The 25068-nt window shown below is 59.4% G+C and carries 23 protein-coding genes; 9 read left to right on the top strand and 14 right to left on the bottom strand.

Translation table 11 applies throughout. From position 1 onward, the window contains the following. The first annotated feature begins 5 nt into the window (after nt 1-5). Genes O8B93_RS24030 through O8B93_RS24020 form a run of 3 tightly spaced genes read left to right on the top strand, consistent with a single transcriptional unit; the run spans nt 6 to nt 3653 of the window. Nucleotides 6-1214, top strand: a complete 1209-nt coding sequence (locus tag O8B93_RS24030; protein WP_269712344.1) for a glycosyltransferase family protein — start codon at nt 6-8, stop codon at nt 1212-1214. Nucleotides 1215-1257: 43 nt separating this feature from the next. Next, nucleotides 1258-2505 (top strand): glycosyltransferase family 4 protein, encoded by a 1248-nt coding sequence (locus O8B93_RS24025; RefSeq protein WP_269712343.1) that lies wholly within the window; start codon nt 1258-1260, stop codon nt 2503-2505. Beyond that, nucleotides 2502-3653, top strand: a complete 1152-nt coding sequence (locus O8B93_RS24020) for a glycosyltransferase family protein (protein ID WP_269712342.1) — start codon at nt 2502-2504, stop codon at nt 3651-3653. Before O8B93_RS24025 ends, O8B93_RS24020 begins: the two co-directional genes overlap by 4 nt. Here the strand turns inward: O8B93_RS24020 and O8B93_RS24015 are convergent. From O8B93_RS24015 to O8B93_RS23990, 6 genes are all read right to left on the bottom strand, one after another. Then, a complete protein-coding gene (locus O8B93_RS24015; RefSeq protein WP_269712341.1) occupies nt 3619-4359 on the bottom strand; it encodes a copper homeostasis protein CutC in 741 nt (246 codons plus the stop codon). The genes O8B93_RS24020 and O8B93_RS24015 overlap by 35 nt on opposite strands. A 26-nt stretch (nt 4360-4385) precedes the next feature. Further along, the gene (locus O8B93_RS24010) at nt 4386-5591 is read right to left on the bottom strand and encodes an MFS transporter (protein WP_269712340.1); all 1206 of its coding nucleotides are present in this window, start codon (nt 5589-5591) and stop codon (nt 4386-4388) included. 62 nt (nt 5592-5653) lie between these two features. Further along, a complete protein-coding gene (locus O8B93_RS24005; RefSeq protein ID WP_269712339.1) occupies nt 5654-7087 on the bottom strand; it encodes a M81 family metallopeptidase in 1434 nt (477 codons plus the stop codon). Nucleotides 7088-7099: 12 nt separating this feature from the next. After that, on the bottom strand, nt 7100-9019 hold the full coding sequence (locus tag O8B93_RS24000) for a beta-N-acetylhexosaminidase (RefSeq protein WP_269712338.1): 1920 nt from the start codon (nt 9017-9019) through the stop codon (nt 7100-7102). Nucleotides 9020-9062: 43 nt separating this feature from the next. Beyond that, a complete protein-coding gene (locus O8B93_RS23995) occupies nt 9063-9845 on the bottom strand; it encodes an SDR family oxidoreductase (RefSeq protein ID WP_269712337.1) in 783 nt (260 codons plus the stop codon). A 78-nt stretch (nt 9846-9923) separates the two neighbouring features. Beyond that, entirely contained in the window at nt 9924-10787 is an 864-nt protein-coding gene (locus O8B93_RS23990; RefSeq protein ID WP_269712336.1) for a MurR/RpiR family transcriptional regulator, read from the bottom strand. Between the two features lie 243 nt (nt 10788-11030). Between O8B93_RS23990 and O8B93_RS23985 the strand changes: the two genes are divergently transcribed. Then, a complete protein-coding gene (locus O8B93_RS23985; protein ID WP_269712335.1) occupies nt 11031-11516 on the top strand; it encodes a hypothetical protein in 486 nt (161 codons plus the stop codon). A 150-nt stretch (nt 11517-11666) separates the two neighbouring features. Here the strand turns inward: O8B93_RS23985 and O8B93_RS23980 are convergent, their stop codons facing one another. From O8B93_RS23980 to O8B93_RS23960, 5 genes are all read right to left on the bottom strand, one after another. Beyond that, nucleotides 11667-12779, bottom strand: a complete 1113-nt coding sequence (locus tag O8B93_RS23980; protein WP_269712334.1) for an ABC transporter ATP-binding protein — start codon at nt 12777-12779, stop codon at nt 11667-11669. A 191-nt stretch (nt 12780-12970) separates the two neighbouring features. After that, nucleotides 12971-14203 (bottom strand): ABC transporter substrate-binding protein, encoded by a 1233-nt coding sequence (locus O8B93_RS23975; RefSeq protein WP_269712333.1) that lies wholly within the window; start codon nt 14201-14203, stop codon nt 12971-12973. Nucleotides 14204-14241: 38 nt separating this feature from the next. Continuing rightward, nucleotides 14242-15099, bottom strand: a complete 858-nt coding sequence (locus O8B93_RS23970; RefSeq protein ID WP_080827164.1) for a carbohydrate ABC transporter permease — start codon at nt 15097-15099, stop codon at nt 14242-14244. Then, nucleotides 15096-15980 carry a carbohydrate ABC transporter permease gene (locus tag O8B93_RS23965; protein WP_269712332.1) on the bottom strand — a complete coding sequence of 295 codons (885 nt, stop codon included), beginning with the start codon at nt 15978-15980 and terminating at the stop codon, nt 15096-15098. Before O8B93_RS23965 ends, O8B93_RS23970 begins: the two co-directional genes overlap by 4 nt. A 13-nt stretch (nt 15981-15993) precedes the next feature. Continuing rightward, entirely contained in the window at nt 15994-17175 is a 1182-nt protein-coding gene (locus O8B93_RS23960) for a Gfo/Idh/MocA family protein (RefSeq protein WP_269712331.1), read from the bottom strand. 440 nt (nt 17176-17615) lie between these two features. Here O8B93_RS23960 and O8B93_RS23955 point away from each other — a divergent pair, with 440 nt between their 5' ends. From O8B93_RS23955 to O8B93_RS23940, 4 genes are read left to right on the top strand one after another with little or no spacing between them, the layout of a single operon-like run. After that, nucleotides 17616-18368 (top strand): GntR family transcriptional regulator, encoded by a 753-nt coding sequence (locus O8B93_RS23955; RefSeq protein WP_269712330.1) that lies wholly within the window; start codon nt 17616-17618, stop codon nt 18366-18368. Between the two features lie 24 nt (nt 18369-18392). Next, nucleotides 18393-19415, top strand: a complete 1023-nt coding sequence (locus O8B93_RS23950) for an SIS domain-containing protein (RefSeq protein WP_269712329.1) — start codon at nt 18393-18395, stop codon at nt 19413-19415. Beyond that, nucleotides 19412-20578 (top strand): N-acetylglucosamine-6-phosphate deacetylase, encoded by a 1167-nt coding sequence (gene nagA / locus O8B93_RS23945; protein ID WP_269712328.1) that lies wholly within the window; start codon nt 19412-19414, stop codon nt 20576-20578. Before O8B93_RS23950 ends, nagA begins: the two co-directional genes overlap by 4 nt. A gap of 3 nt (nt 20579-20581) precedes the next feature. Then, complete coding sequence (locus O8B93_RS23940; protein ID WP_269712327.1) at nt 20582-21508, top strand: ROK family protein; 927 nt, start codon at nt 20582-20584, stop codon at nt 21506-21508. Between the two features lie 6 nt (nt 21509-21514). Here O8B93_RS23940 and O8B93_RS23935 read toward each other — a convergent pair whose 3' ends face one another. Beyond that, nucleotides 21515-22771 carry an FAD-dependent oxidoreductase gene (locus tag O8B93_RS23935; protein WP_269712326.1) on the bottom strand — a complete coding sequence of 419 codons (1257 nt, stop codon included), beginning with the start codon at nt 22769-22771 and terminating at the stop codon, nt 21515-21517. Between the two features lie 34 nt (nt 22772-22805). Further along, on the bottom strand, nt 22806-23507 hold the full coding sequence (locus O8B93_RS23930; RefSeq protein ID WP_269712325.1) for a phosphatase PAP2 family protein: 702 nt from the start codon (nt 23505-23507) through the stop codon (nt 22806-22808). A gap of 132 nt (nt 23508-23639) precedes the next feature. Here O8B93_RS23930 and dxr point away from each other — a divergent pair, with 132 nt between their 5' ends. Continuing rightward, nucleotides 23640-24860 (top strand): 1-deoxy-D-xylulose-5-phosphate reductoisomerase, encoded by a 1221-nt coding sequence (gene dxr / locus O8B93_RS23925; protein ID WP_269712324.1) that lies wholly within the window; start codon nt 23640-23642, stop codon nt 24858-24860. Here the strand turns inward: dxr and O8B93_RS23920 are convergent. Next, a partial coding sequence (locus O8B93_RS23920) for a transposase (protein WP_473774532.1) occupies nt 24833-25068 on the bottom strand: 236 nt, incomplete at its 5' end. The two genes, dxr and O8B93_RS23920, sit on opposite strands and share 28 nt — an antisense overlap.

Here is a 25068-nt window from a genome sequence, read left to right as displayed (position 1 = left end):
GGCCCATGAGCTCCCGTTTGAACGACGCGCGCATTCTCATGTACAGCCATGATTCCTTCGGTCTCGGCCATCTGCGACGGTGTCGCACCATCGCGCATGCCCTGGTGGAGGATTATCGCGGCCTCAACGTCCTCATCATATCGGGCGCAACCATTGCCGGCGCCTTCGATTACCGCGCCCGCGTCGATTTCGTGAAAATCCCGAGCGTCATCAAGCTGCGCAACGGCGAATACACCTCAATGGACAGGCATATCGATCTTCAGGAAACGCTGAAGATGCGCCGCTCCATCATCTATCATACCGCCGAGAGCTTCCAGCCTGACATCTTCATCGTCGACAAGGAGCCCATGGGCCTGCGCGGCGAGGTGGAGGAAACACTCGCCTACCTCAAGGGACAGGGCACCAAGCTCGTCATCGGCCTGCGCGACGTCATGGATGCGCCGCAACTGCTCGAGGCCGAGTGGAAGCGCAACAACGTCATGACCAAGATCGGCCAGTTCTATGACCATGTCTGGGTTTACGGCCCGCCGGATTTCCACGACCCGCTGACGGGGCTCGACGTTCCCAAGACCGTGCGCGACAAGATGGATTTCGTCGGATTCCTGCAGCGATCCAAGACGCAGGCCGAGACCGTGGCGCACCGGCCGGAAGGCGATTATCTTCTCATCACCACCGGCGGCGGCGGCGATGGCAGTGAATTGATCGACGACGTCATCAACGCCTATCGCCATGATAGCGAACTGACGCACAAGGCTTTGGTGGTGCTCGGCCCCTATATGCCGGCGGATCAGCGCCAGCGCTTCATGAGCAGCGTTGCCGATATTCCGCATATCGAGATCATCGAATTCGACAACCGCATGGAAGACCTTGTCGCAGGAGCCCAGGCCGTTGTCTCGATGGGCGGCTACAACACCGTCTGCGAAATATTGTCCTTCGACAAGCCCGCCCTCGTCGTGCCCCGCACGGTGCCGCGGGAAGAGCAACTCATCCGCGCCACCCGCGCATCGGAGCTTGGCCTTTTCGACATGCTTCTGCCGGAAGACGCAGAGAACCCCGCAAAAATGGCAGAGGCTCTCAAAGCCCTGCCGAACCGCGCACCTCCTTCCGTCAACTCACAGAATCTGAAGCTCGACGGTCTGGAAAACATATCGCGCCGGATTGCCGAATGGCTGCCGCCCGAGAGCGAAAAGGCACCGATTACGCTCACCGCGTAATCGGCTTTCCAACCAACACCGCTTCAAAAGAGACACGCGCAACGTGACCGACACAAAAAAAATCGTGGTGCTCCTCAAGGGCTATCCGCGCCTGTCCGAGACTTTCATCGCCCAGGAGCTTCTGGGGCTCGAGAAGGCCGGGCTGGAACTCGAACTCATGTCGATGCGCCGTCCGACGGACAAGAAGCGCCACCCCGTTCACGATGAAATCCGCGCGCCCGTCACATATCTGCCGGAATATCTGCATGAGGAGCCCCTGCGGGTTCTGAAGGCGCTATGGGCCTGCCGTAAAAAGCCGGGCTTTGCCAAGGCGCTTCGCCGGTTTTTCAGCGACCTGCCGCATGATCTCAGCCGCAACCGCTTTCGCCGTTTCGGGCAGGCCGCGGTACTGGCTCACGAATGGCCTGTGGATGCCGAATGGCTGCATGTTCACTTCATCCACACGCCCGCCTCCGTCGCCGCCTATACCCATCTCATAACAGGCACGCCCTGGACGATTTCCGCCCATGCCAAGGACATCTGGACCTCCAGCGACCGCGACCTCGCAGCCAAGCTGCAAAGCGCCCGCTGGGCCGTGACCTGCACTGCCGGCGGTTTCCAGCACCTGCAGACGCTCTCCGGCGCAAAGCAGAATGTGCATCTGAGCTATCACGGGCTCGATCTCACCCGTTTCCCGCATTTCGATGGACCTCGCCCCGAAAGGGATGGGTCAACCGCTGACGATCCGGTCAGGATCCTGAGTGTCGGCCGCGCGGTCAAGAAAAAGGGCATCGATATTCTGCTGCGGGCGCTCGCCTCGCTTCCTGGGACCGTCCATTGGCGTTTCACCCATATTGGCGGTGGCGATGAACTCTCCGCGCTGAAAAAACTGGCCGACGAACTCGCCATTGCCGACAGGATCGTCTGGACCGGCGCCATGGACCAGAAACAGGTACTGGAGAATTACCGCGAGGCGGACCTCTTCGCACTTGCCTGCCGCATTACCAGCGATGGCGACCGCGACGGTCTTCCCAATGTACTGGTGGAGGCCGCGAGCCAGGCGCTGACCTGCATTTCCACCAATATATCAGGCATCCCGGAATTCTTCGTCAACGGCGAAAACGGCCTGCTGACCGAGTCGGAAAATCCGCCAGCCTTTGCAGAAGCGCTGCGTGCCGCAATCACCGATCCGCAATTGCGCCACCGTCTCGGCGCTGCCGCCGAAAACCACGTTCGAACGGCTTTCGACCATCGCACCAGCATCGCCGAATTGAAGGCTCTGTTCGAGACCGAGTGGGAAAAGACACCATGACCGAGATGGAAAAGCGTCCTTCCGTTTTCTTTTACGTGCAGCATCTTCTCGGCATCGGCCATATTGCCCGTGCCAGCCGCGTTGCCAATGCGCTGCAGGCGGATGGTTTCGATGTCGTTCTGGTCACGGGCGGCACACCGGTTCCGGGCTTTCCCGGTGAAGGCATCCGCCATGTCGAATTGCCGCCAATCGCCGTCAGCGACGGCAACTTTTCGGGACTTGTGGACAGTTCCGGCAAGCCGGTGGACGAGATTTTCAAGAACCTCAGAACCGATATGCTGATCGGCGCCTATCACGGCGCGAAGCCTGATATCGTCATCATCGAGGCTTTCCCCTTCGGCCGCAGGCAGGTGCGCTTCGAATTGCTGCCGCTGCTGGACGAGATCGAGGATAGCGAACCGCGCCCGCTCGTCATGACGTCGCTGCGTGATATCCTGCAGGAAAAGACCAAGCCGGGCCGGGACGAAGAGACCGTTTCCCTGGTGAAGAAACATTTCGACGCGGTGCTCGTGCACGGTGATCCCGATTTCGCCCGACTGGAAGACACTTTCCCCCTCGCCGGCGAGATCAGCCAGCGCATCGTCTATACCGGGCTCGTCGCCCCGCTGCCGCCCCCGGAACCGGCGGAAAAATTCGATATCGTCGTCTCCGCAGGTGGCGGTGCCGTCGGTGCAGCCCTCATCCGGGCAGCCCTTGAGGCGGCCCCGCTGCTCCCTGGCATCAAAAACTGGTGCCTCGTTACCGGCCCCAACATGCCGCAGGTGGATTTCGATGCGATTTCCGCCGAAGCGCCGGACAATGTCTCCGTCTTCCGCTTCCGCAAGGATTTCGCGAGCCTGCTTGCCGGGGCGCGACTTTCGGTCTCACAGGCGGGTTACAATACGGTTTGCGATATTCTCCAGGCCAAATGCCGCTCGCTCCTGATCCCCTTCGCAGCCGGTGGCGAAACGGAACAGAGCGCACGCGCGGAACGACTGGCGCGGCTAGGGCTGGCACAGGTGCTGGAAGAAAAACATATCTCCGCGCAGTCCATGGCCGAAGCCATCAAGGCGGCTTTGGCGCTGCCGGAACCGGACAATATCCACCTTGATCTCGATGGCGCGGCAGGCACCGCTAGAGCACTGCGTCGCCTTTATGATGAGCGTTGAGGATCGTCTTCAATTCACGAACCGCCGCCTCATCCGTCGCCTTGCGCCCCGCGCCGGTAAAACCGAGCTTCGCCACCCTGCTTTCCGGATCAAAAAACGGGACGGCGGAACAGGAAGCGTGGATTTCCGTGATTGGAAAGCTATCCAGCAATGTCTGAACGCTTTGCGGGCGCACGCCGGCTCCGGGCATGATGACGATCCGGCCTCTGGCAATCTCCGATAGGCGCGCCAGCGTCTCGACACCCTCAAGTGCCGAACGCGCGCCGCCGGAGGTCAAGATGCGTGGAAAACCAAGCGAAATGGCAGCCTCCAGGGCCTCTTCCATATCCGGTACGACATCGAACGCCCGGTGCAGCGTCGCATCCAGCCCGTCGGCGTGACAACGCAATTCTTCGAGCAAAGCCATATCAAGCGAGCCATTGCCACGCGATGCGCCGAGCACCACGCCGGAAAGCCCTGCGGCGCGCGCCGCATCGATATCGCGTTTCATCACATCGGCCTCGTCGTGCGTGAATACGAAATCCCCGGCGCGCGGCCTGATCATGACGCTGACAGGTAGTCCATAGGTCGCCGCCCGCTGCATGAACCCCGCCGATGGCGTCACGCCGCCGCCGGACAGCGCCGCACAAAGCTCGATCCGGTCAGCCCCGCCACTGACAGCCGCTTCCAGACCGGCCACATCGTCCACGCAAATCTCGAGAATCATTGGTACCTCTTTCATCAGGGTGGCCGTTACCTGCGACGGCCGGTCCCATCAAGCGTGTAGAGCATGTAAACACCGCAAAGACCGACGATCGCACCCAGTATCGACGTTCCCGAATAGCTGGAGACCAGGGTTCCAACGGCAAAAATCAGTGCACCGAGACCGGCACCGAGGAAGATATTGACCGCGATCAGCGAGCTTCCGAGCCCCGGCCGGTCGGCGATCAACTCCTGCAGATAGGTGATGGGAATGCTGATGATGGCGGCGGCGCCGAGCGCGCTGATGACGGTCTGTGCATAGATGTGCCACGGCGCGGAAGCCAGCCCCTGGAGGATGAGATAGATGGCATAAAGCACCGCACCCGCCGCCAGTGTCAGCGTTTGCGGCACTTTCTTTTCGATCCAGCCCCAAAAGAGAATGAAAACGATTTCGAGCGCGGCGACAATGCCTGCGACGATACCGATATCCGCGACCGTACCCTTTGCCTGCCCGGTGATGATCAGCGAGCGAATGGAATCATTCAGATGCAGCATGGAGCAGATCAGGGCGATGGCAATGATCCGCAAAAGCACCCGCCGCGATCCGATTTCCGCAAGGGAAGCCATGAGGCCGAAGCGCGCTTCGGTATTGACGACCGCTGGCGTGGCCGCGCGTGGCAGACAGAAAGCAACCAGCAAAAAACAGATGAGCGCGCAGATACCCGAAAACAGGAATGCCAGAAGCATATTGCCGGAATTCACCAGAAAAATGCCGACAATGCCGGGCACCAACACCCAGGACAGCGAGATGGTGGCCCGCATGATCGAATTCACGGCGATCATGTCGCCCGTTGAAAGATTGCGGGCATCGGCGCGCACATGCGCGAAGATCAGCGAGTTCATCGCCCCGAAAATCGGCAGTAGAATAAGCTTGGCACTGACAAAAGCCGTGGCGTTGCCGACCAGATAGACCAGCATATAACCGCTGACACCGAAGAGCGCGATAAGCAGCATCGGCTTGCGATATTCGCCCAGCCTGTCGGCGACGATGCCCATGAGCACGCTGGCGCTGACATTGATGACGGCGGCAAACAGCATCAACAGCGAATAGACGCTGTTGCTCAGCCCGATTTCACGAATGCCGATAACCGCCTGATAGGGCGCGGTCGCCGCATTCGAGAACCCAAAAAACAGGATGGCGAGCGCCCCGATGCGGATCGACGGATTGTTGATGACGATGGAAAGAGCCGACGGCATGGATATTCGCCTGAGATGATCCGGCAGGGCCGGATCGCTGGGTAAAAGCTACCGAACCGCTGTCATCGCCAGCGGGCCGAAAGGATGGGTTCGGGTGTATAGTCGAAATCCGGCTTCCACGGATAAAAATCGCCAGACCGGCGGTGATTGGGAAGGTTTTCGATATCCTGATTGATAACCCCTTCCGTCAACCCCATGAGATTGGGATTGGCGATCGGCGCAAGCTCCGGCGAAAGATAACCTGACTTGACGACCAGCAGCCTGACTTCCTTCGGATCGAAGCCCAGACGGGTGAAATCCGAAATCATGTGATAGGGCCTGCGCCGCGCCGCCAGAATGATCGTGATGCCACCGATGACAACCACCGCCTGCCGCTGATCGGCAGCGCCGGGATCGTCCAGTTTCAGAACCTGAGCTTCGGCGGTGACGGACGGGCTTTGCGGATCGAGACTGCCGCCGATCTTCAGAGAAAGGCGCGCGCCCTCACCTGCCGCAAAACAGGCTTCGACAGCCGGGCGGTCGGTGATGCCGCCCAGAAGAGCGCCCTGCCAGTTGCGCTCAAGCAGCGCCGAAAGAACATCAGCGCGGTCACCCACCCCGCCGCCGGTCGGGTTATCGCCGGAGTCGGCAAGGATGATGGGTCGGGTGGTTGTCTTTTCCACAATATCCATGATGGCGTCGAGCGGCTCCGTCACAGGCCCGAAACGAAAATCCTGCCGGGCGTTCCAGTAGGATTGTGCGATCTCTGTGGCGACGGCCTTTGCTGCCGCTTTGTCGGTTCCCGTCACCACCGCACAGGCCGTCGCCCGGGGTTCATCGGCCCAGACGTAACCGATCATGAAATTTGCGTCCCATATGCCGGGCCGCGCATCGTAATCCGGCAAGACGGCATAAAGGCTTTTGGCGGGCTCATCTTCCGTGGAGGTCTTTTCACCAGGCAGCAGAACGGGGATTTTCGCCCAGGCCACGCCGGGCTTTTCTCCCGTCTTCAGAGCCTTCAGCAGCATCGTCCATGCCCGCACCATCGTCTCGCGCACATCGATATGCGGCGCGGTTCGGTAGCCAGCAAAGATATCCAGCTGATCGATAATGGTCTGGCTGACATTGCCATGCAGGTCATAGCTCGCAGCAACAACGACATCCGGCCCGACCACGGCACGGGCGCTGGAAATCCAGTCGCCTTCCGCATCATCCATGCCTTCGACATTCATCGCACCATGCATGGCGAGATAAAGCCCTTCCAGCGGCAAAGAGGCCTTCAGGCGGTCGAGGAACTCCTGTTTGAATGCGTTATAGGCCGCACGCGACACCGGGCCACCCGGCACGGCGCGGGCGTGCAGAAGCGGCAATAACTCCGCTCCGCCTTCGCCGAGGAAATTGAAATATTCGGCCTCAAGAAGCTCCGCGCCGCGGAAGACGCGAAAATCCTCCTGCCCCATCAGAACAGGGGAGTAGGTGCTGCATTCGGTATGGATTCCACCAACGGCAATACGCATCTCGCCTTCCCCTCAATAAACCGGGTTCAAGGGAACGATGGCGGAAAAACGCAGCCAGTCCTTCTGCGCCTTTGGCGTCCATGCCGCCTCGGCAATGGCCGGCAGCCTTGGGAAAACCAGATGGTTGAAATAGGCGCGGTTGAGGAAATGTTCAGACCAGATGCAGGCCTGAACGCCTTTCATCCGCTCCTTCAATTCCTCCGGGAAATCCCCGACAGCCTCATAAGCATAGGTATGCGACGGCGGAACCGTTCCGGCCCAGCTTGCGCCGGGCTCCTGCCAGGCTTCGTCCTGCACCATGTCGAGATAATAGGCCTGACCCGGCGTCATCACCACGTCATAACCCTGCTTTGCGAGCTCAAGCCCGACTTCCGGCTTCTGCCAGGCCATCAGCAATGTTCCGGCCGGATCGACACCGCCACCATGGGAAACCTCGTCCCAGCCGGCAAGCTGGCGGCCACGCTCATGCAGCATCCCCTGAATACGCTTCATGAAATAGGACTGAATGCCGAAGGTGCCGTCCAGCCCTTCCTTGTCCATCAGCGCCTTGGCGAGCGGCGAGGCGAGCCACGAGCCATCCGCAACCTCGTCGCCGCCAATATGGATGAGCCGCGACGGGAAGAGCTCCACCATCTCGTCGAATATCTTGCCTAGGAATTCATAGGTCGGCTCAATGGCCGGGTTGAGCGCGTTATTGGGATACCCCTGCACCGAGCGATAGCTGTCCGGCGCCTCCTGCCCGTCCGTCAGTTCCGGATAGGCAACAAGAGCCGCGGTACTGTGACCGGGAATATCCACCTCCGGCAAGATTTCGACATTCAACGCCGCCGCATGCGCCACGACCAGGCGCACATCATCCTGCGTGTAATAGCCGGAAACCGGCTCCGCACCATTACCGAGCTGCGGCAGAAGCGGCCCATCCGGGCCACGCGTCGCGCCGACGGTGGTCAGCAGCGGATAGGCCTTGATTTCGAGACGCCACGCCTCGTCATCCGTCAGGTGCCAATGGAAGCGGTTCATGCGCAGCCATGCGAGAATATCGATCAGCCGCAGCACATCATCGGTCGGATAAAATTGCCGGGAAACATCCAGATGGCAGCCGCGCCAGCTATAACGCGGCGCATCGCTGATGGTGCCGGAGGCCGGGAAACGGAACTTCGGATCGATGCGCGCGCCATGCAGCAGCTGCGCCAGAACCGTCAGGCCATATTGCAGGCCGGCAGCGGCCGAATATTCCACGGTGACGGCATCGTTCGAAAACGTGATGTGGTAACCTTCCGCTTCGAGCCCGCTATGCTGCTTGAAACGCAGCGGTTTTCCCTCATGCACCGGCGCAAGGCTGAAAGGCACATGCCCGACGGCAAAGAGCCTGCGGAACAGCGACAGCACTGTTTCCACCGCAAGCACTTCCTCCGCCCTGGCGTCTTCCGTCGGGAAAAGTGCGACGGGAAAGCCCTCGCCCGGCTCAGCATCGATTTCAGCCGGCCAGGGCTGGATGGCGAAGGGCAGATCGAGCTTGCCTTCGGGAAACAGCACCGGCGCCGGCTCGCTGTGGCGCCCATCCAGCATCAGGTCACCCACATCCACGGCGCGATGTGTGCCATCGGCAAGGCTGACATAGGCGGATTTTGCACCGTCCGTGCGATGCCGGGCCGGTCTCAAAAGACCATCGACGGTGAAGCGCCAGGATTTTCCCGCCTCCAGCACGAAACCGGCCGAAGGGGCAAATTCATGGAAATTGGCGTTGCGACGCAGATAGATGGCGTTGCCGCACACCGGCTTGTCGACTGTTCGCGTGAGCGAGGTATAGACGATGCGAAAATCCTTCAGCGGTTCGCCGGATAGATTGACAAGCGTGAAGGTGAAGCCGCCAGATGCGGACTCTGCGAGCGGATGCCATGAATTTTCAAGACGATACTGTGCGAGCGCCATGATGCTCCCCTTATTGCGCATTGAACCCGTCAGAGGGTTTCGGTCAGTAATGTTCGGATTGCGAAAAAGTCCGGGCCAGCGGCGCCTGCCCCGCCGTCAGCCCACAATCAACCGGCAGGCACACGCCACTGATGGCGGCGGCCTGCGGACCGGCCAGAAAGGCAACCGCATTGGCCACATCCTCGGGTCTGACGATACGCTGCAGCGGATACCAGTGCTTGGCTTCCTCGAAGACCTGAGGATTGGCGGCAGCCCGCGCCTCCCATGCCTGCGTGCGCACGGTGCCCGGCGCAACTGCGTTGGCGCGGATGCCGAATTTGCCGTATTCGACGGCGATCAGCTTGGTCAGATGGATCAGCCCGGCCTTTGCCGCGCTATAGGCCGGATGACCGAACACCGCCATGCCATTGACGGAGGTGATATTGACCACGGAACCCTGGGTGCGCTTCAACGCCTCCTCTAAAGCCCTGAAGCACAGAAACGGCGCTTCCAGATTGAGCGCATTGTCCTTGCGCCAGATTTCAGCGGTCGTGTCATGCAGGCTGACAGCCCGTGCCGCACCGGCATTATTGACGAGAGTGGCGACTTCGCCCAATTCCGCGACCTCGACGGCCAGCCGCGCAAGATCCTGCGGATCGGTGACATCACAGGTTTTCGCAACGAAACCCGGACCGGAAAGCCTGGAAAGCGCATCGGACAGCGCGCCGGCATCGATATCGACCAGCACCACCTTCGCATGGCTTTCAGAAAGTGCCGCAGCAATCGCCCGGCCAATATCCCCTGCCGCACCGGTTACGATGGCGAGCTGGTCTTTCCTGTCCTTCATCACCTTTACAACTCCCTTGAAACTTTCCAACCCACCACAGGGGTCCGAGGCAAAACTGCCCGTATTTTTTCCTCGCCGTCAGTCACCGAGCAATTGCTTGTCATCCGGATCGCGATGCTCCACGAGCTGCTGCTTGATGTGACGCAACGTCACCATCGATCTCTGCCGCTGCTGATAGGCAGCAAGCGTCGCGAGAATATCGACGGCGGCCAGATAGGCGTAACGGGACGAGGTCGGTCGGAAGATATTGTTTCCTTCGGGCACATTAACCGCCACCACGATATCGGCAGCGGCAGCGACAGGCGTGTCGCTCTGGGTAAGCGCGATGGTGGTGACCCCCATTTCCCGCGCCAGCCGGAAACACTTCACCAGTTCCATGTTGCGGCCGGAAAACGACGAACCGATAATCACGTCTTCCTTGCGCGCTGCGGCCGTCATCATCAGTTGCATGCTATGATCGGCGCTGGTCGAAACGCGCAAACCCAGCCGGAACAGCCGGTTCTGGATTTCCGAAGCGATCATCGAGGAATTGCCGCCCGCACCGAAGGCGTAGATCATGCCGCTATTGGCGATCCTGACCGCCGCTTCGTCGGCGATCGCGGGATCGAGTGTCTTGTGCAGCAGGAACAGTGCTTCTTGCGCCTTGGCCAACACCTCTTCCGCGACATCGGAAGGGCCGGTGCTGGAAGGTTCAGAGGTGAGATACCGGACACCCACATAGGCCGTCTTGGCAAGGCTGACCTTGAAATCCGAAAAGCTCTGGCAACCGACACGACGGCAGAACCGCGTCACCGTCGGCGGCGAGACTTCGGCGCGGGCCGCAAGCTCGATGATCGACGCATTGACAGCGAATTCGAAGTCCGAAACCAGAATATCGGCGATCCGCCGTTCCGATTGCGAGAACTGCCCCTTGTCTTCCTGTATCCTTGCGAAAATATCCATGCTCACCGGTCTCCGTTCCGCCAAAACTTAACGCTTGGCCCCATTGCCGATGCACCCTAATAAAGCGCGCCCGTCAACCGCATAGACCCATGAATCGACCAAGTTTCGTCCCCTTGACGACACAACGGATACCTTTGATTTGAAAATTATTTTCTCTGTTGATTGGGAGATGAGCATATGCCAACAATATTCACCAGAAAAATCTCCAAATCTTGAAAATAATTTCAACAACGGACCCAAGCCATGCACGATCCCTTCAAAAACCCCTTTCCCGAAACCGACACCGCCCGCCATTCCATCTGGGAGATGCTGGTGACGCGCGATATCGACGCTTTCCTTGCGGCCGACTGGTCGAAGGTCGCGGATGATTTCGTTGAGGACGGTTTCCTCGGCATCAACGCCAACCGTGATGCGAACCCGGACAATTGGCGCCTGTCCTTCCCCTCGCTTGCCGCCTATCGCGACGAATGGCTGAAACAGGCGAAGGATTTCCAAACCCAGCAATTTTCCGAAGACCCGCGCCATGCGATTTTCACGACCACCACGCTGGAAGAGATCGAAGTGGAAGGCGAAACCGCGCTGGTGCGCAAGAAGTTCGATGGCGGGCTTCGAAAGGCCGATGGCAGCTTCGACGTCATGAAGTGGCAGACGCTCTATTATTGCCGGCTGCATCAGGGCCGCTGGAAGATCAGCGGCTTTACCGGCTACATGCCCAACCCCATGCCGTGATCCAGCAGACATGTATGACAGTCTTGAACGCCGGGCCGGAAGCCCGGCGTTGTTTTTTCGCCTCGCGACGACGGGCGAAAAACGACGAAAACGGATCACATCAGGAAAAGCCGGGCGTGGAACGACAGAGTGCATGGCCCGGCTCCGTTCCTACTGGATCAGCTTGAGGACTGACAGGTCGACGCGACGATCGAGAGCAATGCCGCTTTCATCGAACAGATGGCAATCCGATGCCTTGACGCCGGTGACGATTGTCTCATCCACGACGACAGGCGCGGAGCCGGGAAGCAGAGCGCAATAATTCTCACCCGTCGGCGCGACGCCGTAAGCGATGGTATTCACCCCAAGCCGCTCGATCACGCTCGGCGCGACCTTGATGTTGAGATCGGCCGCTTCGAGACCGGTATGTTCCGGGCGAATGCCGAGCGTCAGCTGCTTACCCTCGAGACCGGCACGGGGCTCCACCGGCACGGTGATCGTCTGGCCCTCATAGGCCACCGTCACGCCCTCGGCGCTGACTGATTTGCAGGTGACCTTCAGGAAGTTCATTTTCGGATTACCGATGAAGCCGGCCACGAACAGGTTCGCCGGCTTGTGGTAAAGCTCGAGCGGCGCGCCGACCTGCGCGATTTCCCCGGCATTCAGCACCACGATTCGGTCAGCCATGGTCATGGCTTCCACCTGATCGTGGGTGACATAGATCATCGTCGCCTTCAGCGTCTTGTGAAGATTGGTCAGCTCGATGCGCATATCGGCGCGAAGGGCGGCATCGAGGTTTGAAAGCGGCTCGTCGAACAGGAATATTTTCGGCTCGCGGACGATGGCGCGGCCGATCGCCACGCGCTGGCGCTGGCCACCGGACAGATTGCCGGGCCGCTGCTGCAGGCGCTGGTCTAGCTGGAGGATTTTCGCGACACCCTCAACCTTCTGCCTGATCTTCTCCTGCTCCATCTTCTCGACCCGGAGGGGAAAAGCGATGTTTTCGAAAACCGTCATATGCGGGTAGAGCGCATAGGACTGGAACACCATGGCGATGCCACGTTTGACCGGCGGCAATTCATTGACCTTCACGCCGTTAATGACGACGTCACCGGCGGAAATCTCCTCAAGGCCGGCGATCATGCGCAGCAATGTGGATTTGCCGCATCCCGAAGGGCCGACAAAAACGACGAACTCGCCATCCCTGATGTCGAGCTGAACGCCCTTGATGACTTCGAAATGTCCATAGTTCTTGCGGACGTTGTTGAGATAAAGCTGACCCAAGACTTGCCTCTCCCGTCAGCGGCCGACATCAGGCCACGTTCAGAGATGGTCCGAAACAGGGACAAAACCGCGCTGGATCGGAACCGTTGAAAAACACGGGGACGGAGCGCCAAAAAAGGGGCGCAGGCATTCCCGCGGCGAAATTGAGAGGATGCGGGCGGCCTTGCGCCCGCATCCGTGTTCACGAGGAATTATTTGTACTGCTCGAGAGCGGCAGATGCCTTCTTCGCGGCGTCTTCCGGCGTAGCCTTGCCCGTGACCACAGACTGCACCATCTCGATCATCACGTCCTGGAAGCCCTTGTAGTCGGTGAAGAGCGGCTCGGGACCACCATAGGCGATACCGTCGATCAGCGGCTTCCAGAAGGGGTCCTTGGCGATGAACTCATCAACCTTCGGCGACGGACGAAGCGGGGTGAGGCCAGCGCCGCCCTGCAACTCGTATTCACCCTGCGGGCCGGGCGAGGTGATGAATTTGGCGAATTCGGTCGCCTTTTCTTCCACGCCGGTTCCCTTGAAGATCGCAAGGCTGTCGGTGATGAGCAGCGTGCCGGGACCCTTGGCTTCAGGGCCGAGCGGAAGCGTTGCAATACCCCAGTTGATCTTGGTTGCCTGCAAACGAGTTGCAGCACCCGAGCCAGCCTGGATCATGCCGACCTTGCCATCAAGGAAGATGGCCCGGATTTCGTTCTGCTCGTAGGCCGTCGGACCTTCGACGGAATAGGGCGTGATGTCCTTGTAGGCCTTGAGAGCTTCGAGAACCTGAGGGCTGTCGACGGTGATCTTGTCACCATCGATAACCTTGCCATTATTGGTGTAAACCCAATGCATGAACTGATGCATGGTGTTGTCGAAGGTCTTGGCAGGCAGGCCGTAACCGGCGATACCGGTCTTTTCCTTGATCTGCTTGGCAAAGGCGATCTCTTCAGCCCAGGTCTTCGGCGGTGTTTCCGGATCGAGACCGGCCTGCTTGAACAGGTCCTTGTTCCAGTAGAGCGCCTTGGTCGAGAAAGCGACCGGCACGCCCCATTGCGTATCCTCGAAGGTGACCGTATCGACGATGTTGGGATAATAGGTTTTCTTTTCGTCCTCGGTCATCGGCACCGGAACGATCAGATCGTTCTGCGCGAACTGCTTCAGCGTGCGCGATCCGACATAGGCCATGGCGACAGGCGTGCCGGCGGCAGCAAGCGTTGTGGCCTTGTCCTGGCACTGTTCCCAGCCAACGACCTCAGGCACGACCTTGAAGCCAGCGTTCTTGCCTTCCCATTCCTTGATGTATTTTTCATGGATGGGATCCATCTTGTCGCCGCAATAGATCCAGCTGATCTCCTTGTCGGCGGCATGCGCCGCCACCGTGCCAAGGGCGGTGGAACCGGCAAATGCGAAAGCGCAGAGCGCCAATCCGTAATGTTTCAGTGCCATAGTTAGTCTCCCGTTTTGGTAGTCGTTCCGGTTATTGCTTATTTCACCGCGCCGGCAGTCAGCCCGCCGACGAGATATCGTTGCATCAGGAAGATCGCGATCATCGCCGGTGCGATGCCCACGAAGCTCGCCGCCATCAGCTCGTTCCAGACGACTTCCTGCCGACCGAAATAGGCAAACAGCCCGACCGGCAGCGGCATGTATTCTGTCTTCGAGTTGAAGGTCAGCGCGTAGATGAATTGCTGAGCATAGGCTTCGATGAAGGAGGAAATCGCGACAACGGCAATGCCCGGCGTTGCGATCGGCAAGACCACCCTGCGAAGCGTATAAAGCCGGCTCGCCCCATCCACATAGGCCGCTTCCTCCAGCTCCCGCGGGATACGGCGCATATAGGTCACGAGAAGCAGAATGCCCGTGGGGATGATGAACGCAACACCGGGAATGATCATCGCGAAATAGCTGTTCAGCACGCCGATGGACCGCATCAACCGAAACAGCGGGATGAGCAGCACCGCGCCGGAGAACATCTTCACCGCCAGGAATATGCCCAGAAGTAGGCCGGCTCCCTTGAACTCGAAACGCGCAAAGGCATAGGCGGCGGGGATGACGAGCACGAGCACAATCAGGGTGATGGAACCCGCAATGAAGAACGAATTAAAAATATAAAGCGCGAAGCCCGGTACGCTCACCCACATCGTCCGGTAGGCCTCGAAGGAACCGTTCTCCGGCCAGAACCTGTAGGGTGAGGAAAACAGCAGGCTGAGCGGCTTCAGCGATACCAGGAAGCCTTCGACGAAAGGCGCCAGCACGAAGGCCAGGAATACGGCGATACCGCAATAGATTCCGACCATTTCATACCAGGTGTAACGGTTGATCCTCGCATGTCTGTCGGTCATCGTGTGGCCTCCTGCGAGAAACGGCGGGTTATGCGGAAATAGAAGAAGGTGAAGATCGACAGGAAGATACAGATCAGCACGGCGCGCGCGGCACCTTCGCCATATTTGTAGGCCCCGATCGCCGTCTTGTAGGTGTCGATAATCATCGTCGTGGTTTCGCCATTCGGACCACCGCGCGTCAGAATCCAGATGATATCGAAGGAATTGAACGTCGAAATCAATGACAGGACGGACATGGTGATCATGGCCGGCAGCATCAGCGGCAGCGTGATGCGGCGGAAGCGATAGGCGCGGCTTGCGCCATCCGTCCAGGCCGCCTCGTAGAGATCCTGCGGAATGGATTGGATGGCGGCCAGCAGATAAAGCGTCACCATCGGCACGCCGATCCACACATCGGTCACGATCGTCGCCCAGAAGGCGGTTCTGCCATAGGCAAGGAAGGCGACGGGGCCATCCACCAGGCCGAGATTCTGCAATACCCCGGAAATCATGCCGAACTGGCCATTATACATCCAGCCCCACATGAAGATGCCGATAGCCATCGGCACGATCCATGGCGGCATGGTCAGGATGCGGAATACCGCACGGCCTGGAACGGCGGAATTCAACAGCACTGCACCAAATGTACCGATGATCATCTTTATCGAGACGGAAAAGAACGTCCAGATAAAGGTCCGCGTGATGACATCGGCAAAAGTCGCGTTGAAGATTTTCTCGTAATTGATGAAGCCGACCCAGTTCGTCACTTTTTTGAGTGACGCATCGGTGAACGACAGGATGAATGTGTCCACCAGCGGGTAAGCAACGATAAGCGTGATATATAAAAGCGCCGGGACGAGAAGAAGCCAGGCGAAGATGACTGCGCTGCGTTTGGCATCCATCGCGCAGACCCCCTCAAGCCGATTTCACGGCGGGGGAATGCGGCTGACCGTGCAGCGCCAGATCATACTCCTCCCAGACCGGTTTCAGATCGACCACTTTGCGGCCATGGCGCGCCTCATCCATGGCAAGCGCCAGAATGCCGGCCTCAATCGCATCGAGTGCGGAAACTGGCAAGGGCGTACCCTTGACGATATGGGCGATGACGTCCTCGGCCATCTGCTCGTCCGCACCATAATGCTGGGAGAGCGTGGTCGCCGCAGAATAGGTCTTGGCGACGGTCTTCTCATTGGTGCGGGCATTGTGAACGTTCAGGAAGCCGCGCACGAAATCACCCTCTGCCATGCCCTTGGCGCCGATGACGCAGAAGCGGCGGAAATCGTCGGGAACGTTGAGATTAGTATGGAAGGCGAGCGAGGCACCGTTTTCATATTCGACGATCGCCGTCTGGTAATCGATGATGTCGCCGTCGCTGTCGAAGACCCTGTCGGAGCCCATCCAGCCGCTCGGCTTGCGGTGATAGACCTCCATGTCGTTGATGCCGTCATTCTGCGGCGCATTTGCCGGCGTAAAGCTTTTGCGCCCACCGAAGCTCGATACGAAACGCGGCCGCGCGCCGACCACACCATTATAGAGATCGAGATCGTGGCAGCATTTTTCCAACATGAAGGAGCCGGAATAATTCTCGTAACGCCGCCAGTCGCGCATGAAGAATGCGCCATGATAGGGCGGGATATGCTCCGAGGCCTCGATGGAAACGACATCACCCAGCTTGCCTTCGGCCTGCGCGGCGCGCAGATCGCGGTAAAGCGGCGAATAACGCAGGACCAGACCGACCAGCAGCCGCTCATGGCCGTGTTTGTTGAGCAGCCGGGCGAGTTCGAGGCTTTCCTCGATGCTGACGACGATGGGTTTTTCCGAGAAGATGGTGCAACCGGCCTCGAGGCCGATGCGGATATGCTCCAGATGCATGTGGTTCGGCGAGCCGATCATCAGGAGATCGAATTTTTCACCGGCGATCAGCGCTTCCGGGCTGTCATAGACCTTGCCGGCCGAAATGCCCTTTTCCTGCAAACCCGGCAGACCTGCCGGATGAGGGTCGACATAACCGACGATCTCGAAATCCTTGTCGATCTCATGAAAAACGTAGCCCAGATAACCGAGACGGAATCCGAGTCCGATAATTCCCACCTTCATGAACTTTGTTCCCTGCTCACTCGTAAATAATTTTCGCAAAAGCAACCAATTCTGCGTTGGTTATTCAGTTATCTGCGATAATTTCTAACCATGATGAAATTAGTTTTCACAACGGTCAAGCAAAATTCGATTTACTCTGGCAAGTCGCGGATAAGAAACCGATTCTTCCAGGCCAGCGGGACGCGCAACAGCTATTCACCGGCAACCGATGCCAAAACAATACCAAAAAAATGCCAATCGTCTATAGCAATTCCGTCGATGGGAAAATTTTTTTGGTTAATGCGTAAATTTCGATCATGTGGCCTTAATTTGAGGCGCATGAACGAAAAATGCTCCGATTAATAATACAAGTTCCCGAATGGTTCTATTTTGGTATTGCCGATCCTATCTTCTGTGGTATAGCCAGAAGCAGCCATATCGGATTGTGACAGAGGTTATGGATGAACGGGGCAGCGCTTAATCTGGAGGACCTGCAATCAGGCGGCGGCCCGCTATACCTGAAATTGCGCCAGACAATCGAAGACGCCATCAATGGCGGCCGCCTGAAACATGGGGACGCCCTGCCGCCGGAGCGCGATATTGCTGAAAGCGCCTGTGTAAGCCGCGTCACCGTGCGCAAGGCGGTGGATGATCTTGTCCGCGACGGCCTTCTCGTTCGCCGGCATGGTTCGGGCACCTTTGTCGTCAAGCCCATCACCCGCATGCAGCAGCCGCTGACCAAGCTCACCTCCTTCACCGAGGACATGCGCCGGCGCGGCATGACGGCGAGCACCCGCTGGCTGGACAGGGGACTGTTCCACCCCACCGGCGATGAAATGATGGCGCTCGGTCTTTCCCAATCCGCCATGGTGGCGCGGCTCACGCGCCTGCGTCTTGCCAATGACCAGCCGATCGCACTGGAAGTCACCAGCCTGCCGGGCGATATTCTGCCCGATCCGCAACTGGTTGAAAACTCGCTTTATCTGGAGCTTGAAAAAAACGGTATCCGCCCCGTGCGCGCCATTCAGCGCATCTCGGCCCGCAATCTCACGGATGAGGAAACCCAGCTGCTTGGGGTTCCGCTCGGCTCGGCAGCGCTTTCCGTTCAGCGCATGGCCTATCTGGAAAGCGGGCGCCTCATGGAAATATCCCGCGCACTTTACCGTAGTGATGCCTATGACCTCGTCGCCGAACTGACGATGGGTCCAGAGTGAAACATTGACCAAGGACACGAAACAATGACAACCCTGATGCGCCAGGAAATCGATGAGATTCCCGATGCTGTCGCCCGCCTGCTGGACAATGCCAAGACCGACTTCCTGGAGGCCGGCAGCAAGCTGAAGGCCCGTGACCCGGCGGTCGTCGTCACCATCGCCCGCGGCTCCTCCGATCACGCCGCACATTTCCTGAAATATGCGATCGAATTGCAGACCGGTCTGCCGGTCGCCTCGCTCGGCCCCTCGCTCGCCTCCATCTACCAGACGAAACTCCGGCTGGAACGGGCAGCGGCCTTTGCCGTCTCGCAATCCGGCAAGAGCCCTGACATCGTTGCGCTCGCACAAAGCGCCCGCAAGGGCGGCGCGCTCACCTTCTCGCTCGTCAACACCCTGCCTTCTCCACTGGGTGAGGCGGCCGACCACGCCATCAATATCCAGGCGGGGCCGGAAAAAGCCGTGGCAGCAACCAAATCCTTCGTCAACTCCATCGTCGCCGGTCTGGCGATCCTTGCAGAATGGACGGAAGACAGCCTGCTTGCCAAGGCCGTCAGCGCTCTGCCGCAGAATTTCGCCAAGGCCGTCGCGCTCGATTGGAGCCATATCGGCGAGGCGGTGAAGGGCGAAGAATCGCTTTACATGTTGGGCCGCGGCCCTGCCCTTGCCATTGCCGCGGAAGCCGCACTGAAATGCAAGGAAACCTGCGAGCTGCATGCCGAAGCCTACTCCTCGGCTGAAGTAATGCATGGCCCTGTCTCGCTGGTCGCGCCGCAATTCCCCGTCATCGCCTTTGCCGCCCGCGACCGCGCCGAAACCTCCGTCACTGACATCGCTGCAGGTCTTGCCCATAAGGGTGCGAGTGTTTTCGTCACCTCCACAGAGGGCAGCCCGGCCAAGCCCCTGCCTTTCGTGGAGACCAACCACCCGCTGACCGACGCATTGCTGCTGATTGCGCCGTTTTATGGCTTCATAGAACAATTGTCCCGCGCGCGTGGCTTCAACCCGGATGCACCCGTGGCATTGAAGAAGGTAACGGAAACCCAATGAGCGGCATCAAGGCATTTGTCGGCGCCCGCATTTTCGACGGCGCCGCGTGGCATGACGGCAGGGTGCTCGTGGTCGGCGACGGGCATATTGCTGCCATCTCCGACTGCGTGCCAGCCGAATCCGAAGCGATCGACGCGAAGGGACTGCTGATCGCGCCTGGATTCATCGATCTCCAGGTCAATGGCGGCGGCGGGGTGATGTTCAACAATCAGCCGGATGTCGAAGGCATTGCCCGCATCTGTTCCGCTCACGCCAGGTTCGGCACAACGGCGCTGATGGTCACGCTCATTACCGACCGGCCGGATGTAACCTCGAAAGCGGCAAAGGCGGGTATTGCCGCCGGCAAGACGCAGCTGCCGGGCTTTCTGGGCTTGCATTTCGAAGGGCCGCATCTCTCCATCGCACGCAAGGGCACCCATGATCCGGCGTTGATCCGCAAGATGGAGACGGCCGATCTTGCCGTTCTGACCGGCTGCAAGGCGGAACTTGCCTTCGTGATGACGACCATTGCCCCTGAGAACGTGACCGAGGAGCAGGCCGCAACGCTGAGAAAAGCCGGCATCGTGGTCAGTCTCGGCCATACAGATACCGGCCTCGACGTTGCAACGGCCTATACCGAGGCCGGCGCTTCCATGGTGACGCATCTTTTCAACGCCATGAGCCCGCTTGGCCACCGCGAACCCGGTCTGGTTGGCGCAGCCCTTTCGAACGGCGGGCTGGATTGCGGGCTGATCGCCGATGGTTTCCATGTCGATCCGGCCGCCATCGGCATTGCGCTACGCGCCAAGAATGGCCCCGGCCAGATTTTCCTCGTCACCGACGCCATGTCGACTATAGGCACGGATGATGATGGGTTCGAACTGAATGGCAGACGTGTCTATCGCAATGGCGGCCGGCTGACGCTTGAAGACGGCACGCTGGCGGGGGCGGATATCGACATGCTCTCCTGCGTCCGCTTCATGCACGAAAAGCTGGACACGCCGCTGGAAGAAGCTTTGAGAATGGCATCCGCCTATCCTGCACAGGCTGTCGGCGCATCGGACAAGGGAAAACTCCTGCCCGGTTTCGATGCCGATTTCGTTGTGCTCACACCCGACCTCCAGATGCATTCGACCTGGATTGGTGGAGAAAAAATCTACGATGCCGCGCATTCCGGAGTTTAAACCATGATCGTTTGTTTCGATATTGGCGGAACGACCATCAAGGGCGCGATTGCCCATGCCCCGGACGATATTCGCCCGATGCCGCGCATTCCAACGCCGAAAACCAGTTTCGAAGACTTCGCCGCCGGCCTCAAATCCGTCATCGATGCGAGCGGAGGTACGCCCGGCTGCGTATCGTTGTCGATTGCCGGGGTCATCGATCCCGACACCGGCAAGGCTACCGTCGCTAATATTCCGAGCATTCATCGCCGGGTCTTGAAGGACGAACTGGAAAAAGCCATCAACCTTCCCGTCATCGTCTCGAATGACGCGGATTGTTTCGTGATCGCCGAATCGGAAATCGGCTCGGGTCAGGGCCACCGCGTGGTTTTCGGCGTCATCCTTGGAACCGGTGTCGGCGGTGGGCTGGTGATCGATGGCAAGCTCATCAATAGCCATGGCGGTTTTGCCGGCGAATGGGGCCATGGGCCCGTGGCCGCGACATCGGCCGGCAATCCGCCGGTCTCGCTGCCCCGCTTCGAATGCGGCTGTGGCCTCACAGGCTGTGTCGACGCCATCGGCAGCGCCCGAGGCATGGAAAAACTGCATGCGCATCTGCACCGGCAGGAGATGACCAGCGAGGATATTATCGCCGCCTGGCAGGCGGGCGATGTAAAAGCCGCCAGAACCATCGATGTTCTCATCGATATTCTCGCCTCGCCGCTGGCGATGGTGATCAATGTCACCGGCGCGACCATTGTGCCGGTGGGCGGCGGGCTTTCGAACTCGCGGGAGCTTCTCGCCGCATTGGATGAAGCAGTCAGGGCCCGCATTCTCAGACGCTTCGACCGCCCGCTGGTCGTGCCCGCCATCTGCCGCATCGAACCGGGGTTGATCGGATCAGCCGTTATCGGGTTGAAATATGCGCAGGAAATCGGCCGCTCGTCCTGATGGCCCTCACGGCGTCTCGATCTTTTCCCGGCGGAAACCCAATCCCACCAGCCGGCCAGTAAGGTGGGAAAGAAGCGGAAATCGGATGATCGCCCGCACGAAGGCGGGCGGGCCTTTGGGTTTTTCCGCCCTTTCCTCTTGCCCTTTCTTGCGACCGATACGCATCATCCGCTGCAGAAACTGCGTGGCCTTGGTCGGGAAGGACCGCCGCTTTTCGATTGCGGCGAGGTCGTCGTCACGAATGGCCCGGCCGGACACCAGCACCGGCACCAATATATTGGCGGCGGCAACCGCGTCCTGAATGGCCAGATTGACGCCGACGCCGCCGACGGGTGACATAGCATGAGCCGCATCGCCGATGCAGATCAGGCCGGGTTTCCACCAGCGCTTCAGACGGTCGATACGGACGGTCAGGAGATGCACATCGTCCCAGCTCTTGAGCTCATCGAGCCTTTCGCGTGGGAAAGGGCAGATTTCCGCGACCCTGTCCCGGAAGGCTTCGATCCCCTCCAGCTTTATGTCCGCGAAAAATCCCTTGCGCACCACATAACCGCATTGCCAGTAATCACTCCGGTTGATCATCACGAAACCCTGTCGCGAACCGGCATGCCCCATGGTTTCGGCCGGATCATCAGGCTGTTTCGAAAGGCGCAGCCACAGCACCTCGGTCGGAATTCCAAAGCGCTGGACCTCGAGCCCCGCCGCTTCGCGGACGATGGAGTTACGGCCATCCGCACCGACCACCAGATCGGCAGCGATCTCGATGACCCCTTCCGGCGTTTCGACGGTGAGACCGCCGACGCGCCCGTCCCGTTCGATGAGGCCGGTGACCGGCGCATTCATCAGCAGGCGGAAATTTTCATATTGCCCTGCCTTGCCGACGATGAAATTGAGAAAATCCCATTGCGGCATGAAGGCGATGAAACGGTGCCGGACCGGCAGGCGGGAAAAATCCGCAATCGTGACGCGCTCACCGCCGATAACCGCATTCAGCCGCGGCGCACGCGTATGCGGAAGGCTTAGGAACTCGTCGATGAAACCGAGCTGTTCCATCAGTTCAAGCGTGGAAGGATGGATGGTGTCGCCGCGAAAATCGCGCAGAAAATCCCCGTGTTTCTCGACGACAACAACATCGATACCGCTACGGGCGAGCAGCAGGCCGAGCATCATGCCTGCCGGTCCGCCACCGGCCACGGCAACGCAGGTGCGTATGGCTTGAACGGCTCTGACGTCCTTTTCATGCCCGGCTTTCGCGTCTTCCATCACTCTCGCCCCCATCCCGTCCCGTTAAATGTCTTTATCTTATTTCAGCCGCCGCAGGGCTTGCATTCTTCGGTTGCGGCCAGCCCTGTGCATCGAAACGAAACAGCATTTCGGACCGGGCAAAGATAAAGGCGAAGGCCATGGCCGTCCACAGGCCGAGCAGCAGCCCGGCTGCGACATCGCTGGGATAATGCGCACCGACGATGACACGCGACACGCCGATGACAAGCGCAAGCAGCAGAAACGCCCAGCGGAAGCGCGGCATCAGCATGGCGAAAACACCGAAAAACGCTCCGGCAGCCGTCGAATGGCCGGAAGGGAAACTCTCATAAAGATTGTCGCCGGTGAAAGGCGTGAGGCTGTAGGCACCCATTTCCAGAAAAAGCTCCGGCCGCGCGCGCCCGATCAGGAATTTCAGCGTATGGACGAGAATACTCGCCGTGCCGATCGTCAGGAAAAAATAAGCCAGAAGCCGCCACGCCGTTCTCAGCCGCCCGCCATAGGTCTGCGCCTGCAGGACACGCGCGGCAACATAAGCGAGAATGGCGAGCGCGCCCGTGGAATAAAGCATCCAGCGGAAGGTTCCGAAATCGGTAATCGCGCGATTAAAGGTGACTATTCGGCCCGGCAGTGCCTGCGCGGTTTCGGAAAGGCGCGGATCGAAAGGAATGAAAACCAGAACCAGCACAAGGCTTGCCGCAAAAATCCAGCCGCTGGAAACCACGAAACGTCGCATCAACATCCTCTTGTCATTTTCTTGCATATGGCTTTGCGCCTCACAAAAACAATAGCCTGGGCTTTGTCCTTGTTATGGCGGGTTTTCGCGAGTAGAGCCTAAATTTGCCAAATAAAAACCGACGGGCTGAAGATGACGAATGCCAGTGAAATGCCACGCAAGCTGACCATATTGGGTTCGACGGGTTCGATCGGCACCAATACTCTGGATGTCGTGCGCCAGCTGGGCGGCCGCGACGGGTTCGAGATCATGGCTCTGACCGGCGCGGGAAACATCGCGCTTCTGGCGGAACAGGCGCGGGAATTTGGCGCGCAGCTTGCAGTCACTGCGGAAGACGACAAATACGAAGTGCTGAAATCGGCACTGACAGGCACCGGCATCAAGGCCGCAGCGGGCAAGGCCGGCCTTGAAGAGGCAGCCTCGATGGATGCCGGCTGGGTCATGGCAGCGATTGCCGGCACCCCCGGCCTCGCCCCCACGCTGACGGCCGCCCGGCGCGGCGCCGATGTTGCACTTGCCAACAAGGAATGCCTCGTTTCGGCGGGCGATGTTTTTCTGCGCACGATCAAACAGGGCGGTGGCAGGCTGATCCCGGTCGACAGCGAACACAGCGCGATTTTCCAGTGCCTGACGGGTGAACACAAACAGGCCGTGGAACGCATCGTGCTGACGGCCTCCGGCGGGCCCTTCCGCACCTGGTCGCGGGAGGAGATGTCCAATGTCACGGCGGATATCGCCCGCGCCCATCCCAACTGGTCGATGGGGCTGAAGGTCTCGATCGGCAGTGCCTCGATGTTCAACAAGGGGCTGGAAATGATCGAGGCGAAATATCTCTTCGATCTCAGACCCGACCAGGTGGAAGTGATCGTCCATCCGCAATCGATCATCCATTCGATGGTTGGCTATATCGATGGCTCCTATATCGCGCAGCTCGGTTCTCCCGACATGCGCACCGCCATCTCCTATGCCCTCACCTATCCGCAACGCGGCAATCTGAGCGTCGAGCGACTGGATTTCGCAAAACTCGCCCGGCTCGACTTCGAGGCACCTGATGAAGCCCGCTTCCCGGCGCTGCGGCTCGCCCGTACGGCGCTGGAGCGCGGCGGCTTGCAAGGCGCGGCCCTCAACGCGGCCGAGGAGACCGCCTTTCACGCTTTCGTCGCTGGAGGTATCGGTTTTCTCGACATGGCCGAAATCGTCGAAACTGTCATGGACCGCATGCATGACGGCCGCTCCGCCGAGACGATGGACGATGTGTTCGCGGCGGACGAAGAAGCCCGCCGTCATGCGCTGGACCTCATCGCCACAAAAGAAAAGCAACGGTGTTACGCGTCAAGCACCGTTGCATTGTGATCACGCATTCTTGCATTGAGAATGATGATCATCTTGCGCATGACGGCGACGAGGGCGACCTTTCCGGGTTTGCCCTTTGCCTTCAACCGCTGGAAGACGGCTCTCATGTTCGGATCAAAACGAATGGCTGGTAAGGCTGCGACGTAGAGAGCGTCTCTGATCGGCTTTCGTCCGCCTGATATCATTCGCTTGCCACGCATCTGGCCGC

This window comes from Martinezella rhizogenes, from assembly GCF_027460065.1.
In the GTDB taxonomy this organism is placed as follows: Bacteria; Pseudomonadota; Alphaproteobacteria; order Rhizobiales; family Rhizobiaceae; genus Agrobacterium; species Agrobacterium rhizogenes_C.
Note: the sequence above shows the minus strand (reverse complement) of the source record. Positions and strands in the feature narration are given on the sequence as shown.